The sequence below is a fragment of the Ancylobacter sp. Lp-2 genome, from assembly GCF_020523795.1.
In the GTDB taxonomy this organism is placed as follows: Bacteria; Pseudomonadota; Alphaproteobacteria; order Rhizobiales; family Xanthobacteraceae; genus Ancylobacter.
Window position 1 is genome coordinate 216168 of record NZ_JAJALI010000005.1, and the last position, 15180, is coordinate 231347.

Below are 15180 nucleotides of genomic sequence, written 5' to 3' on the forward strand. Positions count from 1 at the left end.
TTCGTACAGAAGAATGTGTGCAGTGCAAGATACATGCAATCAGTCGACAAGGCGACCCGGAACCGCACGATGAAAATCGTCCTTTTCGTTCACTGCTATTTCCCGGACCATTTCTATGGCACGGAAAGCTATACGCGCGTGGTGGCTAGAAACCTCCGAGACCTTGGACACATTGTAAAAATCGTCACCGCAACATTCGCCGGAGAAACCGCGCAGACCGCCTTTATCGAGGAATACGAGTGGGAAGGTACCGGCGTTCTGCGCTTCGACCGCAACCTCATTCCAAACCGCGTGGTTCGCGACACCTATTACATGCCGGAGCTGCGCACCGTGTTGGAGCGCATCCTACGACGCGAAAAACCGGACGTCGTCCACGTCTGCCATCTGATCAACCATACCACGGCCCTTCTCGAAGTCCTAGATAGCCTCGGAATCCCAACCGTGGGCACGTTCACCGACTTTTATGGCATTTGCTTCAACAACAAGTTGCAGACCCATGACGAGGCGCTTTGCCTCGGACCCGACCGGCAGCGGACGAACTGCCTGAACTGCTTCCTCAAGGAAGTGGCGGGGCATGCGAATGCCGGCCTGACCCGTTATGCCGGCCATCCGGCGCTGCGTCCGCTGTCGGCACGCGTCGCGCGCCTGGCCATGCCCGCTCTCAAGGCGGCCTGGCGGGAAGACATAGAGGCGATCGTCGAGCGCCCGGCCATCCTCGCCGACGCCTATGGCAAGTTCGACGCCGCCGTCGCCCCGACCCGTTTCCTGTATGACGCCTATCGCCGCAACGGCTTCGAAGGGCGGCTCGACATCAGCCATTTCGGCATCGATATCGACCGCACTCCCAAGCCGGAACGGTCGGACGGCAAGACCCATTTCGGCTTCATAGGTCAATTGGCGCGGCACAAGGGCGTCCATCTGCTCGTCGAGGCCCTGGGAGCCATCGCCCACGACAACACCCGGCTGAGCATATGGGGCGACGAACAGTCGGATCCCGCCTATTCGCTCGAACTGCGCCGGAGCGCCGCCTGGCTGCCCGTCAGCTTCCGCGGCACGTTTCCCGTCGAGGAGATGGCGCAGCGACTGGCCGAGATCGACGTGCTGGTCATTCCCTCCCTGTGGTATGAAAACAGCCCGCTGATCCTGCTCCAGGCCCTGGCGACGCACACGCCCGTCATCATTGCCGACGTCGCCGGCATGACCGAATTCGTCCCTCCGCTGACGTCTGGCGTATATTTTGCGCGGGGAAGCGCAACCTCCCTCGCCGCAGCGATGGAGCATTTTGCGAAGGACCCGGCGCTGGCGCGTGCCATGAGCCAGCAGATCGGCTACGAAAGGACCACGCGCCATATGGTCGACGACCTGCTGCGCATCTATGAGGAAGTCGCATGAAGGGATTCAGCTTTCAGGGATTGAAAGCTGCGGTTTGGGCCCAAAGGTTCGACGCGCCGTCCGCAACGCCCGAATTTTCCGAGCCCCTCGCATCCACGCCCGGTATCAACGGCGATCTGGAAGAGTGGCTGCAGTCGAACCTCGCCACGCAGACGCCTGCCGACCGCGCGCGGCTGGCGCCGTTTCCGCCCGCCGAGCTGATGCACAACACCAGCGGCCTGATGAGCGAGCAGGACTTTGCCCGGCATGGCATCGACCTCGTGCGCGCCCTGGCGAAAGCCAGCCCGCGCCCCCCGGCGCAGTTCGGCGACCTGCTCGATTTCGGTGTGGGCGTCGGCCGCCTCGCGCGGCTGTTCCACGGCTACGACCACCGCTATGTCGGCGTCGACATCGACAGGCGCCACGTCAACTGGATCGGCTCCAGCCTGCGTCACGTCGAGGCGTACCACACGCAGCCGGCGGCTCCGCTTCCCCTCGCCGACCAAAGCTTTGACACAGTCGTCAGCATTTCTGTGTTCAGCCACCTCTGCGAGGCCGACCAGTTGATCCATCTCGCCGACCTGTCCCGACTGACCCGGCCCGGCGGCTATCTCTTCCTGTCCGTGCACGGCCAGCGGGCCCTTACCCGCGCGTTGACGGAGACCAAGATCGTCGACATGCTCAGCATTCCGACCTGGGACATCGAACGGGCGCGGCGTGTCTTCGAATATGGCTCGGGCTACAGCTTCGTGGTGCAGGCCGGACATTTGACCACCGACGAACACCCCTACGGGATCACCTTCATCTCCGAACGCTACATACGCAGTGTCTGGAGTCGCTGGTTCGAGGTCGTCGATGTGGCATCGGGCGCGATTCACGATTTCCAGGATATCGTCGTCCTGAAGGCCACCCATGCCGCAAGCCGTTAAGCAGAAACCACCTGCCAAGGCAAAAAAGGGCCTCGCGCCGGTTCCGGTCCCCCAGGCCGGCGGTGCCCTGGTGGCGGAATCACGGGGCCTCGGACACGCTCTTCGCGAGTTTGTTCTGAAGCACCGTTTTCTCTCCGCGACCCTGTTGCTGGCGGTGGCGATATCTGTCGGCTACGGCTTCTATGTCTTTGGCGTATCCTCCAATCTCTACGTCTCCGAAGCGCGCTTCGCCCTCCGGCTCTCCCAGCAGAACTCGCCGACCGACCTGCTGGGAGACACCAGCAAGGGCACGACCGGGATCGACGAGGCATCGCTGGCGCGCAAGGCCATGTCTTACATATCGGGAGGCTCCGGCGGCGACGCGGACTTCGAACAGAATCCCTTCGTCATCGCCAATTTCCTGATGAGCCGCGCCTTCGTGCAGGAACTCCGGCAGCAGGACTGGTTCCAGCGCTTTTCACGGCCTTCCATAGACTATCTGTCGCGGCTGCCGGCCGAGGCCACTCTCGAGGAGACCTGGCGGTTCTGGATGCGCCACGCGATGGCGGCGGTCGACCGGCGCTCCAACACCATCGTCATCAAGGTCTGGGGCTTCACCCCCGAGGACGCGCAGGCGACGGTGGAGCTGATGATCCGGCGCAGCGAGGCGCTGTTGAACGACATGGAAACGCGCGGGCGCAAGGATGCGCTCGATCGGGCCCAATTCGAACTGGACCGCGCCAACGAGGAATATGCGAAGCGGCTGCTGCAGATCAGCGACATGCGCCAGATGCTGGCTACCGTCGATCCGAAGCAGGCGGCGACCGAAGCCCAGAACTCGATGACCCGCTTCGAGGGCGAGCGGATCCTGATGCAGCGCGAGCTCGAGGTGCTCAAGACGGCCGAGAACGCCAATTCCCCCTCGGCCGCCACCTTGCGCCAGCGGGCCAAGTCCCTCGTCTCCGAGGTCGACACCCTGCGCAACCGCATTACCGGCTATGAGGCGGATGTACGCGCCGCCGTCAACGCGCTGGCGGCCTATGAAGAGCTTGACCTCAATCGGCGCTTCGCCCTGACGCGGGTGCAGGTCGCCTCGCTGGCCGTGGAAAGCGCGGCGCTGCTGATGCGCCAGCATTCCTATTTCATCTATACGTTCATCTCGCCCTCGCTGCCGGTCGAGGCCTCGCAGGCGTGGCGCATGCAGCAATGGGTGCTCGTCACCTTCCTCGCCTTCATCGCCTGGCTGGGGGCGATAACCTTCGCCACATTGAACCACGACAGTCGCTTTTAAGCGCATTTTCGAAGAGCCGGCATGACGGCTCTCACCTGGAGCGGACGACATGTTGTTCAGCGTCGACGAGGATGCCGGCACGCGGATCGTGGGCTGGATCATGCCGGACAACCCATCGCACACGCCCAGCGTCACCGTGTTCGAGGGAAGCGAGAAGCTCGCCGAGGTCCAGGCCCGGATCACGCGCCCGCTGCTGCGTGAACAAGGCCTGCACGACACCGGGCTGTGCGGCTTCGTCGTCGACGAGGCTGCGGTGTCAGGCCTGGCGCGGCGCCATCAACTCGACGTCTACGATGCGCATACCCAGACGCTCGTCTATCGGCGGCGCTACGGCACCCCGACGATCCAGCGCAAGCTCTTCCGCCTGGAGACCCAGATACTGCCGAATGTGCGGCTCAACCGTCTGTTCGATTCGCTGTTCCAGATGAGCTATCCGCGCATCGAGGCGCTGCCGCCGGACACCACGCGCAGCGTCATCGACATCAATTTCAGCAACTCCATCTACATATCCGGGCGCATCTATCTCGCCGAGTTCGAAGTGTTCCTGCAGCGAAGCGGCTTCGACATCTGCGCCTGCCTGCGCGACCCGATCGAGGAACTCGCCGAGCAGATGCTCACGCTGGAATGGATCTCCCGCAACAGCGACGACACGGTGAAGCAGCTCGGCAATATCGGGCTGGCCAGCCTGGTGGACGCGGTGAAGGGGAAGGAACTGAAGGACGCCGACGATTTCGGGGCGTGGCTGCTGCGGCTCTCGCCGGGGGATCGCCGCCTGTTGTCGAATCCCCTCACTCGCCTGCTGACCTGCCACAACGGCGATGAGGAGCTATCGCTGGTCGCCGTGCCGAGCGCTCTCGATGCGCTCTCCAATATGAAAGCGGTGCAGTTGCGCTCCAATCTGGAGCATTTCCTGCTGCTGGTCGGTGCCCAGCTCGAGCACGACCTCGGGACATGGGAAATCCCGGCGCCGTCGCCGGGCGTCACCAAGCTCGCCGAAGGCCTGAACGACAAGGAGGTCGTCCGCGAATTGCTGGCAGCGGACATCGAATTGTACCGGGAGTTCTCCAACGCCGTCGAACGCGCGGAGGACGCAATGCGCGACCGCGATTCGAAGATCGAGGGTCCCGGCCCGCAGGCCGCCATCGCCCAAGGCTGAGAGGCGCGCCGTCTCAGGTCACGCCGCCACCCCTGTCTCACCCGCCAGAGGGATCAGTCGCGGGACGCCCCCCCGTCGCCATCATGGGACCGCCGGCCGCGCCGCTGCCGCCGATCAGCCGGGCGATGGCGGTGATGTCCTCCTGCCCGCCGAGCCGGTCGCGCGCCGCCGACCAGAAGGCGAGCAGCGCATCGAGGGTCGGTGTCTCCGCATCGGCCCGCCGGGCGAGATCGACGGCGATGGAGATGTCCTTGCAGAACAGCTCCAGCGTCTGGCCGAAATCATAGGTGCCGGTGAGCACGTGGTTGGGCAATTTCACCTGCGTGGCGTGGCTGGTGCCGGATCCCGCGCTCCACACTTTCAACATCACCGCCGGATCGAGTCCGAGCCGCTCGCCGACGATCAGCGCCTCGGTAGCGCTCCACAGCGTCGCCGCCGACAGGTAGTTGTTGAGCGCCTTGATCACATGGCCGGAACCGACCGGCCCGACATGGATGACCTCGCCGCACATCAGCCCGAGCAGCGGGCGAAGGCGGGCGAAGGCCTCCGGTGCGCCGCCGACCATCGCGGTCAGCGTGCCGGCACGGGCGCCCGCCATGCCGCCGCTCACCGGAGCATCGAGCACCGCCACCCCCTGCCCGCCGAGATCGGCGGACAGCGTGATGGTGCTGGCCGGCGCGGCGGTCGACATGTCGACGACGATCTCTCGCGGCAGGCCGGTGCAGGCACCGCCCTCGCCGAGCAAGGCCTCGCGCACGTGCCGATCGGTCGGCAGCATGGTGACGACGATCGCGCCCGGCAGATCAGCCGCCCGCGTCGCCACCGGCAGGCCGCGCGCGCGGAACGGGGCCAGCGCCTCCTCGGAAAGATCGGCGACGGCGAGCGGCACGCCGCTATCGGCGAGACGGGCCGCCATCAGGCCACCCATCCGCCCGGCGCCGATGAAAAGCACACTGTCCATGCTCACGGCCTCCCCGCTCGGCCCGATCTCAATGGGCGCGCGCGGCCAACGCGATCGCCATAGTGGCGACGGCGTTGTTCGCCTCGGTCGCGTCCGACAGGCCGGCGACGCGGCGTGAGAACGCCCGCAGCATCGTCACCGATTCGGCATCGAGCCCGGCGATGAGGCGGGCGAACTCGACGGCGCGGCGCAGCGCCGTGCCCGGCGGCACCACCTCGGTGACGATGCCGATCTCCTTCGCCTCGGCGGCGCCGAAATGCCGGCTGGTCAGCGCCAGCTCGAAGGCCTTCTTGAACGGCACGAACTTGGCGAAATAGGACAGCACGATCAGCGGCGGCAGCCTGTGCGACATTTCCGGCAGCGCGAACACCGCATCCTCGGCGGCAATGGCGATGTCGCACTGGGTGGTGAAGCCGCAGCCGAAGCCGAGCGCCTTGCCCTCCACCGCCGCGACGAACGGCACCGGCGAATGGCGCAGCCGGTCGTTCACCTCGAGGATCAGGTTGAGGTCGTCGCGCACATCGGCGGCGGAGGTCAGGCCCCGCAGGCCGACGCGGCCAGCGCAGAAATGCTCGCCCTCGCCGGACAGCACCACGGCGCGCAGGCCGGGCATCGCCAGCACCTCGTCGAGCGTGGTCGCGAACTCGGCCAGCTGCGCCGACGAGATGTGGTTGCCGTCGGCCCGGCGGGTGTACTCGACCCCGTAGACGCCATCGCCATGCGCTTCGATCTTCATGTCACTCTCCTTGAGACTGCCGGCTCGACGCCCCGCCCGGAAGGCAGGCGCGGGGGCATCGCCGTTTGACTTTTATTGTACGACAATAATACGGTACGACGAAGATAGGGAGCCGGAGCCGGCCGCCCCACTGAGGAACCTTCGCGATGGCACTGATCGACCTGAACGGCGAACGCCTCGGCTATGACCGGGCCGGAAGCGGCGAGAAGCTGCTGCTGATCCACAGCCTCGGCACCGCCGCCTGGTTGTGGGGCGAGCAGATCCGCCGCTGGTCGGCGCGGTTCGACGTCATCGCCGTCGACGCGCGCGGCCATGGCCGCTCGACCCGCAATGGCGGCTTCACGGTGCGCGACGTCGCCGGCGATCTCGCCGCGCTGCTCGATGCGTTCGGCGGCCAGCCGGCCCGGGTGGTGGCGATCTCCATGGGCGGCCCGATCGCCGCGCATCTCATCGACCTCGCGCCGCAGTTGGTGTCGCGCCTCGTCATCGCCGGCAGCTTCGCCACCCAGGGCGAGGCGGGCGCGGTCCGGGCGGCCACCATCGAGAAGACCATCCGCGAGGGCTCGATGGAGGCCTATGCCCGCTTCTATGCCGGCGACACGCTGGTCGAGGACGGCGATCCCGCCCATGTCGGTGAGCTCGTCGCCTCCATCGCCGGCATGTCGGCCGACGCCTATGTCGAGGCGGCGCGCTCGGTGTTCACCGCCGATGTGGTCGAGCTCTACAAGGCGGTGAAGGTGCCGACCCGGGTGGTGGTCGGCACCCGCGACAACCGCACCCCGCCGAAGCTGTCGCAGGAGATCGCCGCCCTCATCCCCGGCGCCGACTATGTCGAGATCGAGGGCGCCCGGCATTTGTCCAATCTCGACCGGCCGGACGGCTTCCATGCGGCGGTCGACCCGTTCCTGCTGGCCGACTGAATGAGCGCCCCTCCAACCGGCTCCCCTCCGACCGGCTCCTCGCTCGGCATCGGCCCAATCGGCCAGGAAAGCGCGCCGCTGCGCCGCAAGCTGGTGGCGACGCTGCGCCAGCTGATCGAGACCGGCCGGCTCCCCGCCGGCCAGCGGCTGATCGAGAAGGAGCTGTGCGCCGAGCTCGCCGTCAGCCGTACCGTGCTGCGCGAGGCACTGCGCGAGCTGGAGGTCGACGGCCTGCTGGTCGCCGGCGCGCGCGGCCTGTCGGTCGCCGTGCTGAGCCGCGCGGAGGCGGAGAACATCTATGCGGTGCGCGCCGTGCTCGAAGGGCTGACGGCGCGCCAGTTCTGCGAACGCGCCGACGAGGCGGCCCTGGCGGCGCTCGCGGCGGCGCATGTCGAACTGCGCCGTGTCTACGAGGTGGGGTCGCTCAGCGACCTGCTCGCCGCCAAGCTCGACTTCTACCGTACGCTGTGCGCCGGCGCCGCCAACCCGGTGGCGGGCGACCTCCTCGACCGGCTGAACGCCCGCATCAGCCTGCTGCGCAGCCGCTCGCTGGCCGATCCCGCCCGCAAGTCGGCCTCCCGCTCGGAGATCGACGCCCTCGTCGACGCGCTGCACCGGCGCGACGGCGACCGCGCCGCCGCGCTCGCCGAACGGCATGTCGCAGCGGCCGCGCGCGTCGCGCTCGACCCTCCGCCTTCCAACCCGCTCAACGATCCGGAGACCCATCAATGACCGACGACCTCTTCGAAAAGGGACTTGAGATCCGCCGCGCCGTGGTGGGCGCCGCCTATGTCGACAAATCGCTGGCCGAGATGGACGAGTTCACCCGTCCGCTGCAGGAGCTGGTGACCAAATATTGCTGGGGCGAGGTCTGGGGCCGCGAAGGACTGGCGCGCCGCGAGCGCTCCATCCTCAACATCGGCATGATCGCGGCACTCAATCGCCCGCATGAACTCAAGCTCCATGTGCGCGGCGCCCTCAATAACGGGCTGTCGCGCGAGGAAATCCGCGAGCTGCTGCTGCAGGTCGCGATCTATTGCGGCGTGCCGGCCGCGCTCGACAGCTTCCGCGTCGCCCGCGAAGTGTTCGCGGAAGAGGACGCCAAGGCCGCCGCCGCGAAGGCCTGACAGCCAGCCATTCCGGCGGCGGAGGCGCTCCGCCGCCGGAAGCCGCTCAGTTCTGGTCTTCCGGGATCACCTTGCCGTCGATGGTCATCGGCTCGCCATCGAGCGACAGCGAATGGCCGCGCAGCGGGATGTCCATGTGGCAGGGCGTGTCGCGGGTGCCGCCGGCCTCGGTATTCGGGCCGCTCGACCACAGGAAGTTGCCGTAGAAGGAGCGCGCGTCCATGGAGAGCCCCGCCTCGCGGTCATAGAGACCGAGCGTGGTCCAATGAGCCTTCTTGTGCAGGCCCCAGCCGACATGCGCCATGGCGTAGGCATCGAGGTCGTTGAAGCTGTCCATGTAGCTGCGCAGGTACTCCGCCTCAAAGCCGCCCTCGATCTTGCGGATCCAGCCGCCCTCAATGGAGATGTGGATCGGCTCGCGGGCATAGCGCTTGAACGGCAGCAGGATGTCGCCGGTATCAATGACGATCACTCCCTCGCAGGAGCCCTCGTCCGGCCAGGTGGCGACGAAGCAGCTCGGCCAGTGATCCCAGCCGCCCTTTTTATCGACGAAGCCCTGCTGCTTCAGCACCGGGTACTGCCCGATCTTGCAGCGGAAATCCGTGCCCGCCCTCGAAGTGACGGTCAGCGTCTTCGCCTTGGCGAGGCGGGCGGCGGCATTGGTCGCGCGGCGCGCGTCGTCGAGCGTCGGCTTCATGCGCAGCATCACCTCCGGCGGCTCGCAGGCGAGCAGCATGCGGGCGCCGGTCTTCAGGATCTCCTCCTGCTCGGGGGAGAACAGCAGCATCATGGTGTCGATGACGAGATCGGAATGCTTCATCGCCTCCAGCGCCGGGCGGTTGCCCTTCAGCGCGGTATGGCCGACATAGCCGGATTTATCGCGCGACAGCGCCACATCGCCATTGAGCGGCGGCAGCTGCAGGATGGTGAGCACGCCGCCAAGCTGGCCGACCGCGGTACGGGCGGTCGAGACGAGCTGCGGGTTGCTGTCGTCGCTGACCAGCAGCGACACCTGTTCGCCGGGCGTGAGCTTCGAGAGCGTCAGCACGTCCTTCCAGGCGTCGATGAGCGCCAGATCACTGATTGCCATGATTGCCTTCCCTTGCCGGGGTCCCGCGGAAATGTGAGGTCGATGCCGGCTCAGGCCAGCGAGCGATAGGCGCGGTCGAAATGGACGAGCGGCGGCGCCGCCGCGCCGAGCCGCACCGCCCGCACCGTGCCGAAGAAGACCGTGTGGGTGTAGGCATCGACATGCTCGACCAGCGTGCAGTCGATGCTGACCAGCGCATCGCCGAGCACCGGCGCCCCGGTCGCCAGCGACAGCCATTCGGCGGCGTCGAACTTGTCGGCGCCGGCATGGCCGTGTCGGCCGGCGAAGCGGTCGGCGATCGGCCGGTCGTGCTCGGCGAGGACATTGACGCAGAAGGCTCCGGACCGGGCGATGGCGTGGTGGGCCTCGCCATGGCGGTTGACGCAGACCAGCAACGTCGGCGGCGCGACCGACACGCTGCACACCGCCGTCGCGGTAAGGCCGCGCGCCTCCTTGCCCTGGCCGGCGGTGATCAGCGACACCGCGCCGGCGAGACGGCCCATGGCGTGCTTGAAGGCGCTGGTGAGCTCCGGATCGGCCGCATGCGACAGGCTCGGCGCCATGGCACCGGCCTCCCCTTCATGCGCCGCGCGCGCGCTCATGACGGCCGGGCCTTCAACGCGTCTTCGATAGAGGCGGCGGCGGCCAGCGTGTAGGCGTCCTCGCCGATGCGGCCGATCACCTGCACGCCGACCGGCAGGCCGTTCGGCCCCACCCCGGCCGGCACCGTCAGCGCCGGGACATGCAGCAGCGTCCAGGGCTTGTTGAACACCGGATCGCCAGTGCCGCCGAGCCCGGCCGGCGCCTCGCCCGGCGCCGCCGGAGTGATGAGCACGTCGCAGCCGTCGAGCAGTTCCTCGACGATGGCGTCGCGCCGCTTCAGCACCGCAAGCGCGGCGTCGTACTGGTCGCGCGTCGCCTTCGCCAGCGTATCGAGGAAGCCGAGAGTGATCGGCGAGATGCGCTCGCCCAGTGCCCGACGCTCATAGGCAAGCGTGTGCGGCGTCTCCCAGCCCATCACCGCGTCGAACAGCGCATAGAGCTGCTCGAACACGTCCGGCACCGGCAATTCGCGGACCGTACCGCCAGCCGCCTCGATCGCCGCGACCGTCCGATCCAGCGCCGCGCGGGTGGCGGGCTCGGCGGAGGCCCAGCGGGAGGTGCGGAACAGCCCCACCCGCAGCGGGCCGGTGATCGCCCCCTGCGCCAGCGCCGAACGCTCGGCGAGCGCCGCGACGGCGAAGGCGGCGTCGCGCACGTCGCGGGTGATCAATCCGAGATGGTCGAGACTGTCGGACAGCGGCTTCATGCCGGCGCGGTTCAGCGTGCCGAAGCTCGGCTTGTAGCCGACCACGCCGCAATAGCTCGCCGGCCGCACAATGGAGCCGGCGGTCTGGGTGCCGAAGGCGACATGCGCCATGCCGGCGGCCACCGCCGCGCAGGAGCCGCTCGACGAGCCGCCCGGCGTATGGTCGGGATTGTGCGGGTTGCGGGTCTTGCCCGGGCTCGACATGGCGAACTCGGTCGACACCGTCTTGCCAAGCACCACGCCGCCGAGCCGGCGGGTGAGCGCCACGATGGGCGCGTCCCAGGCCGGCCGGTAGCCGGCATAGACGGACGAGCCGTAGCCGGTCGGCATGTCGACGGTGTCGATCACGTCCTTGACGCCGAAGGTGACGCCCGCCAGCGGCCCGGCCGGGGCGGCCAGCGCCTCGGCCAGCGCGCGGTCGCGGTCGAAATGCGCCCAGGCCTGCACGACCGGCTCGCGGGCGGCGATCCGCTCGGCGAAGGCGGCGGCCACCGCCTCGGCGGCAAGGGTGTTGGCGGCGACCCGCGCGGCCGCCTCGCGTGCCGATAGGGCAACCAGGGAAGAAGGCGTCGTCTCGTTCATCGGTGACCTCATCGGCTGGCTAGCGACGGCCGGCGGCCGAACCACGGGCGCGCCCGCTCCAGCTGCCCGGCCAAGGCGAACAGCAGCCCGTCCTTGCCGAAGCCGGCGCCGAAATGCGCGCCCACTGGCAATCCGCTCGCCGACATGCCGAGCGGCACGCTCATCGCCGGGCAACCCGACGCGTTGAAGGCGCAGGTGAACGGCGCATGCGTCCAGAAGGCGTCATAGAAATCGTCGAGACCCTTGCCGGCGCCGGCGAGCTTGCCGAGCGGCGGCGGCAATTCGCCGGCGGTCGGCGACAGCAGCACGTCGTATTTCTGGAAGAAGCGGCCGAGCGAGCGGGCGGTCTGGTGCAGCATGTTGACCGCGCCGAGATAGGCAGTCGCCGGCAGCGCCCGCGCCTCGCGCACCCATTCGGCATTGACCGGCTCGATATGGCCGAGCGGATCGGAGAGACCGAGCGCCCGGCCGCGCATCTCCACCGCCGGCGTGATGTTGACGCCGACGATGATACGCCATGCCGCCTTCAGCGCATGGGCGTCATAGCCGGCGTCGCAGATCTCGACATGATGGCCGAGCTCGGCGCACAGTGCCGCCGCCTCCTCCGCCACCCTCCGGCATTCCGGATCGACCGGAGTGCCGAGCGGCGATTCCGGCGTGAAGCCGATGCGCAGCGGCGGCGGGTCGCGCTCGAGCTGCGAGAGGTAGCTTTCTGTCCCGACCGGCGAGAGATAGGGGTCACCGATATCCGGCCCGCCGCTGGCGTCGAGCAGCGCGGCGTTGTCGCGCACGCTCCAGCTGGCGGCATGCGGAGTCGACATGCCGGCAATCGCTTCGACCACCACCGGGCCGAGCGGATTGACCATGCGGCTCGGCTTGAAGCCGAACAGGCCGCAATGCGAGGCTGGCAGGCGGGTGGAGCCGGCGCCGTCCGAGGTGTTGGCCATCGGCACATAGCCGGCGGCGATGGCGGCGGTAGAGCCGCCCGAGGAACCGCCGGGGCTGAGCGCGGGATTCCACGGGTTGCGCGTCGGGCCGAAGGCATCCGGCTCGGTGGTGAAGCTCAGCGCGAATTCCGGGGTGTTCGTCTTGGCGATGATGACCAGGCCGGCCGCCTTGTAGCGTGCCACCAGCGTCGAATCGCGGCTCGACACTACGTCGCGGAACAGATTGGAGCCGGTGGACAGGATCGTCCCGTCCATCTCGAAGCCGGTGTTCTTCACCAGGAACGGCACGCCGGTGAACGGCCCATCCGGCAGGCCGGCGGCGATCGCCTGCCGCCCCTTCTCCTCGAAGCGATGCACCAGCGCGTGCAGGCGCGGCTCATGCGCCGCGATGCGCGACAGGGCGGCGTCGAGCAATTCGTCCGGCGTCACCTCGCCGGCGCGCACCAGCGCCGCGAGGCCGGTGGCGTCATGGGCCTCGTAGTCGGCGAAGCCGGCGTGGCAGGGCGTGTCGGCGTCGGCGCTCATGCTGCGGCCTCGATCTGACGCTGGAACATTGCCGGGTCCCAATAGTCGCACGTGCCGAGCAGGCGGCCATCGGCGATGTCGAAGAGATGCGCGCCCTTGAGCTCGATGGCGAGCCCACGGGTCGGCCGGCCCTTGATGTCGACGCCAAGCCGGCCGGTCAGCGTATAGACTACGGCGACGCGCGGGCCGGCATCGATCCGCTCGCGCGGCTGCCAGTGCGCATCGACGATGAAGCCGAAGAAGCGGTCGAGACCCGCCTTCAGCGCCTCGCGGCCCTCGCGACGGGCACCATTATGCGCCTCCTCGTGCCAACCATCCTCGGTATAGAGCGCAGCGGCGGCAACGGCGTCATGGGCGTTGTAGGCGGCGTAGAAGGCCTCGACCGGATCGACGGCGGGGCGGGACGGGTCGGCAGCTGGCTGGGCCATGCCGGGCCTCCGGTCATGCATCGCGGGCTTGAGAGGGCCGGACCGCCGCTGCCGGCGGTCCGGGAGATCGGAACGGCCGCTCAGGGCATGCCGGCGAGGGTCTTCACCTGCGCGATGAAGGCGTCGCGCTTCACCTCGTTGTAGAGACGCTCGCGCAGGCGCGGCGCCGGGCTCGCATTGACGTTCTCGAACAGGGCGACACGGCCCGCGAGCGACGAGGAGGTCATGTCCCAGATGAAGTTCATCAGCAGTTCCTTCACCTCGGCGCTGACGCCCTTGCCCGGCAAGAGGTCGTGCAGGTGATGGCCGATCTCCGGGTTGTCGAACGCCGCCTTGCCGAAGCGCATCACCAGGCCCTGCCCGCACAGTTCCTGCAGGATGTGGATGATGCGCGGGTACTCCTCGATCGAGTAGAGCCGGCCGGCGGTCAGCATGCCGACGTCGGGGGCCATCACCTCGCCCTCGGTGGGCCTGGCCAGCGCCTCGGCGGCGGTGATGAAGGCCCGCAGCGTCTGGGCGTACTGGATGATCTCGCCCAGCATGCCCTGCACCGCCGGGATGTGGGCGGTACCGAGCACGTCCAGCACCAACTGGCCGGCGCCGACGAACAGCTCCGCCTTCACCGCGAGGCGGGTCAGCACGTGCCAGTGGGCGAACACGCAGACCGGCCCATAATAGGACATGGCGGTCGGGTCGCCGAGATTGAAGATGCGATCCGTCGGCACGAAGACATTGTCGAAGATGATGAGCTGGTCGGCTTCCTCGCCAAGGCGGGCGACCGGATGGTCGAACGGGTCGGCGCCGGGATGCGACACCATCTCGCGCGAGATCAGCTTGATGCCTTCGGCGTTGATCGGCACCGAGGCCCAGATGCAGGCTTCCGCCGGGGTGTCGCGGATGCCGCCGAGATTGGTGAAGAAGATCTCGTTGGCCTGCGCCGAGATCGAGCCCACCGTCTTGGCGCCGGAGACGCGGATGCCGCCCTTCTCGACGCTTTTCACCTTGAGCAGCGAGGCCTCGGCGCCCTTGGGGGAGGAGCGGTCGTTCTGCGGGCCGGTCAGGCTCTCCGAGGCAGTGAGGTTGTTGTCGCGGCCATAGGCGACATAGCGCTCGATATTCTCGCCGAAGTCCGGCGAACAGCCGTCGATCAGCGACTTCTTCGCCTTGAAGGTCGGGAGATAGGCGAGCAGGCCCACCGCGATGGCGGGCGCCAGATCCGGCGGGCGGCCGAAGGTGCCGGCGGTCTTCAGGCTGGTGTACTCGATCATCTTGCGGCGGGCGGCGAGGTCTTCCTTGGTGCGCGGCACCTGCCAGGCGCGGCTCGCCACCGCGCCGGTCTCGTCGACATAGGTCGTCGCCTCGGCGAATTCCGGCTTGAACTGGTCGTCGAACATCGAGGCGACGAGGTCGACGCCGGCCGACAGCGCCGGATCGTCGAACACCTTGGCGATGCGCTTGCCGCCGACCCACAGCGCGCGGCCGTCGTCGAGCGAGGCCTTGAACTCCTCACCGGTCTTGAGCTTGTGGCCGGCCGGAAGTTCGCCCGGGAGTTCCCGCTTCGCCGTCTGCGCGTTCATCGTCCGCTCTCCTCTGAAGAACCCGTTTCCCGGACGCCGTCTTGATCGACCTGGTCGCAGCTGTCGGCGAGACGACACTGCGCGGGGTACCGCCGCATCGACCTCGCCATCGGGCTCGGGCTGACACGATCCAACCATTGAATGACCGAAATGGTCAAGACCCCTCACTGTGCCATTCGACCGCACAAAATTCAGCCCGACTTCAGGAATTTGGAATATTATTATCCATACACAGACTAGAAATGGCGAAAA

Annotated in this window: 15 protein-coding genes; 7 read left to right on the forward strand and 8 right to left on the reverse strand. The window is 67.8% G+C overall.

Annotated elements, in window-relative coordinates; all coding sequences use genetic code 11:
• Positions 1–69 precede the first annotated feature (69 nt).
• The 4 genes from LGR54_RS14500 (at position 70) to LGR54_RS14515 (ending at position 4726) form a co-directional block, all read left to right on the forward strand.
• Positions 70–1392 carry a glycosyltransferase family 4 protein gene (locus tag LGR54_RS14500; RefSeq protein ID WP_230362706.1) on the forward strand — a complete coding sequence of 441 codons (1323 nt, stop codon included), beginning with the start codon at positions 70–72 and terminating at the stop codon, positions 1390–1392.
• The gene (locus LGR54_RS14505; RefSeq protein WP_230362707.1) at positions 1389–2300 is read left to right on the forward strand and encodes a class I SAM-dependent methyltransferase; all 912 of its coding nucleotides are present in this window, start codon (positions 1389–1391) and stop codon (positions 2298–2300) included. The genes LGR54_RS14500 and LGR54_RS14505 overlap by 4 nt, the downstream gene beginning before the upstream one ends.
• A gap of 154 nt (positions 2301–2454) precedes the next feature.
• Positions 2455–3570 (forward strand): hypothetical protein, encoded by a 1116-nt coding sequence (locus LGR54_RS14510; RefSeq protein ID WP_230362708.1) that lies wholly within the window; start codon positions 2455–2457, stop codon positions 3568–3570.
• A gap of 49 nt (positions 3571–3619) precedes the next feature.
• Positions 3620–4726: a hypothetical protein gene (locus LGR54_RS14515; RefSeq protein WP_230362709.1), complete on the forward strand. Its 1107-nt coding sequence runs from the start codon at positions 3620–3622 to the stop codon at positions 4724–4726.
• 37 nt (positions 4727–4763) lie between these two features.
• On the opposite strand, the gene LGR54_RS14520 is transcribed toward LGR54_RS14515, so the two are convergent.
• Both LGR54_RS14520 and LGR54_RS14525 read right to left on the reverse strand, forming a co-directional pair.
• Complete coding sequence (locus tag LGR54_RS14520) at positions 4764–5687, reverse strand: NAD(P)-dependent oxidoreductase (protein WP_230362710.1); 924 nt, start codon at positions 5685–5687, stop codon at positions 4764–4766.
• 28 nt (positions 5688–5715) lie between these two features.
• Positions 5716–6423, reverse strand: a complete 708-nt coding sequence (locus tag LGR54_RS14525; RefSeq protein ID WP_230362711.1) for an enoyl-CoA hydratase/isomerase family protein — start codon at positions 6421–6423, stop codon at positions 5716–5718.
• A gap of 146 nt (positions 6424–6569) precedes the next feature.
• Here LGR54_RS14525 and LGR54_RS14530 point away from each other — a divergent pair, with 146 nt between their 5' ends.
• From LGR54_RS14530 to pcaC, 3 genes are read left to right on the forward strand one after another with little or no spacing between them, the layout of a single operon-like run.
• Complete coding sequence (locus tag LGR54_RS14530) at positions 6570–7343, forward strand: alpha/beta fold hydrolase (protein ID WP_230362712.1); 774 nt, start codon at positions 6570–6572, stop codon at positions 7341–7343.
• Positions 7344–8075, forward strand: a complete 732-nt coding sequence (locus LGR54_RS14535) for a GntR family transcriptional regulator (protein ID WP_230362713.1) — start codon at positions 7344–7346, stop codon at positions 8073–8075.
• Complete coding sequence (gene pcaC / locus LGR54_RS14540) at positions 8072–8470, forward strand: 4-carboxymuconolactone decarboxylase (RefSeq protein WP_214008623.1); 399 nt, start codon at positions 8072–8074, stop codon at positions 8468–8470. Before LGR54_RS14535 ends, pcaC begins: the two co-directional genes overlap by 4 nt.
• Before the next feature lie 46 nt (positions 8471–8516).
• Here pcaC and LGR54_RS14545 read toward each other — a convergent pair whose 3' ends face one another.
• From LGR54_RS14545 to LGR54_RS14570, 6 genes are all read right to left on the reverse strand, one after another.
• Positions 8517–9560, reverse strand: a complete 1044-nt coding sequence (locus tag LGR54_RS14545; protein WP_230362714.1) for a 2,5-dihydroxypyridine 5,6-dioxygenase — start codon at positions 9558–9560, stop codon at positions 8517–8519.
• 50 nt (positions 9561–9610) lie between these two features.
• Positions 9611–10162 (reverse strand): flavin reductase family protein, encoded by a 552-nt coding sequence (locus LGR54_RS14550; protein ID WP_230362715.1) that lies wholly within the window; start codon positions 10160–10162, stop codon positions 9611–9613.
• Positions 10159–11451 carry an amidase gene (locus tag LGR54_RS14555; protein WP_230362716.1) on the reverse strand — a complete coding sequence of 431 codons (1293 nt, stop codon included), beginning with the start codon at positions 11449–11451 and terminating at the stop codon, positions 10159–10161. Before LGR54_RS14555 ends, LGR54_RS14550 begins: the two co-directional genes overlap by 4 nt.
• Positions 11452–11459: 8 nt before the next feature.
• Complete coding sequence (locus tag LGR54_RS14560; protein ID WP_230362717.1) at positions 11460–12923, reverse strand: amidase; 1464 nt, start codon at positions 12921–12923, stop codon at positions 11460–11462.
• Positions 12920–13351: a nuclear transport factor 2 family protein gene (locus LGR54_RS14565; protein ID WP_230362718.1), complete on the reverse strand. Its 432-nt coding sequence runs from the start codon at positions 13349–13351 to the stop codon at positions 12920–12922. Before LGR54_RS14565 ends, LGR54_RS14560 begins: the two co-directional genes overlap by 4 nt.
• Before the next feature lie 80 nt (positions 13352–13431).
• A complete protein-coding gene (locus LGR54_RS14570; RefSeq protein WP_230362719.1) occupies positions 13432–14928 on the reverse strand; it encodes a 4-hydroxyphenylacetate 3-hydroxylase N-terminal domain-containing protein in 1497 nt (498 codons plus the stop codon).
• Between the last annotated feature and the right edge of the window lie 252 nt (positions 14929–15180).

Coding starts and splice junctions, on each gene's coding strand:
- LGR54_RS14500 (WP_230362706.1), top strand. CDS start 70: ATGAAAATCGTCCTTTTCGTTCACTGCTATTTCCCGGACCATTTCTAT.
- LGR54_RS14505 (WP_230362707.1), top strand. CDS start 1,389: ATGAAGGGATTCAGCTTTCAGGGATTGAAAGCTGCGGTTTGGGCCCAA.
- LGR54_RS14515 (WP_230362709.1), top strand. CDS start 3,620: ATGTTGTTCAGCGTCGACGAGGATGCCGGCACGCGGATCGTGGGCTGG.
- LGR54_RS14520 (WP_230362710.1), bottom strand. CDS start 5,687: ATGGACAGTGTGCTTTTCATCGGCGCCGGGCGGATGGGTGGCCTGATG.
- LGR54_RS14525 (WP_230362711.1), bottom strand. CDS start 6,423: ATGAAGATCGAAGCGCATGGCGATGGCGTCTACGGGGTCGAGTACACC.
- LGR54_RS14530 (WP_230362712.1), top strand. CDS start 6,570: ATGGCACTGATCGACCTGAACGGCGAACGCCTCGGCTATGACCGGGCC.
- LGR54_RS14535 (WP_230362713.1), top strand. CDS start 7,344: ATGAGCGCCCCTCCAACCGGCTCCCCTCCGACCGGCTCCTCGCTCGGC.
- pcaC (WP_214008623.1), top strand. CDS start 8,072: ATGACCGACGACCTCTTCGAAAAGGGACTTGAGATCCGCCGCGCCGTG.
- LGR54_RS14545 (WP_230362714.1), bottom strand. CDS start 9,560: ATGGCAATCAGTGATCTGGCGCTCATCGACGCCTGGAAGGACGTGCTG.
- LGR54_RS14550 (WP_230362715.1), bottom strand. CDS start 10,162: ATGAGCGCGCGCGCGGCGCATGAAGGGGAGGCCGGTGCCATGGCGCCG.
- LGR54_RS14555 (WP_230362716.1), bottom strand. CDS start 11,451: ATGAACGAGACGACGCCTTCTTCCCTGGTTGCCCTATCGGCACGCGAG.
- LGR54_RS14560 (WP_230362717.1), bottom strand. CDS start 12,923: ATGAGCGCCGACGCCGACACGCCCTGCCACGCCGGCTTCGCCGACTAC.
- LGR54_RS14565 (WP_230362718.1), bottom strand. CDS start 13,351: ATGGCCCAGCCAGCTGCCGACCCGTCCCGCCCCGCCGTCGATCCGGTC.
- LGR54_RS14570 (WP_230362719.1), bottom strand. CDS start 14,928: ATGAACGCGCAGACGGCGAAGCGGGAACTCCCGGGCGAACTTCCGGCC.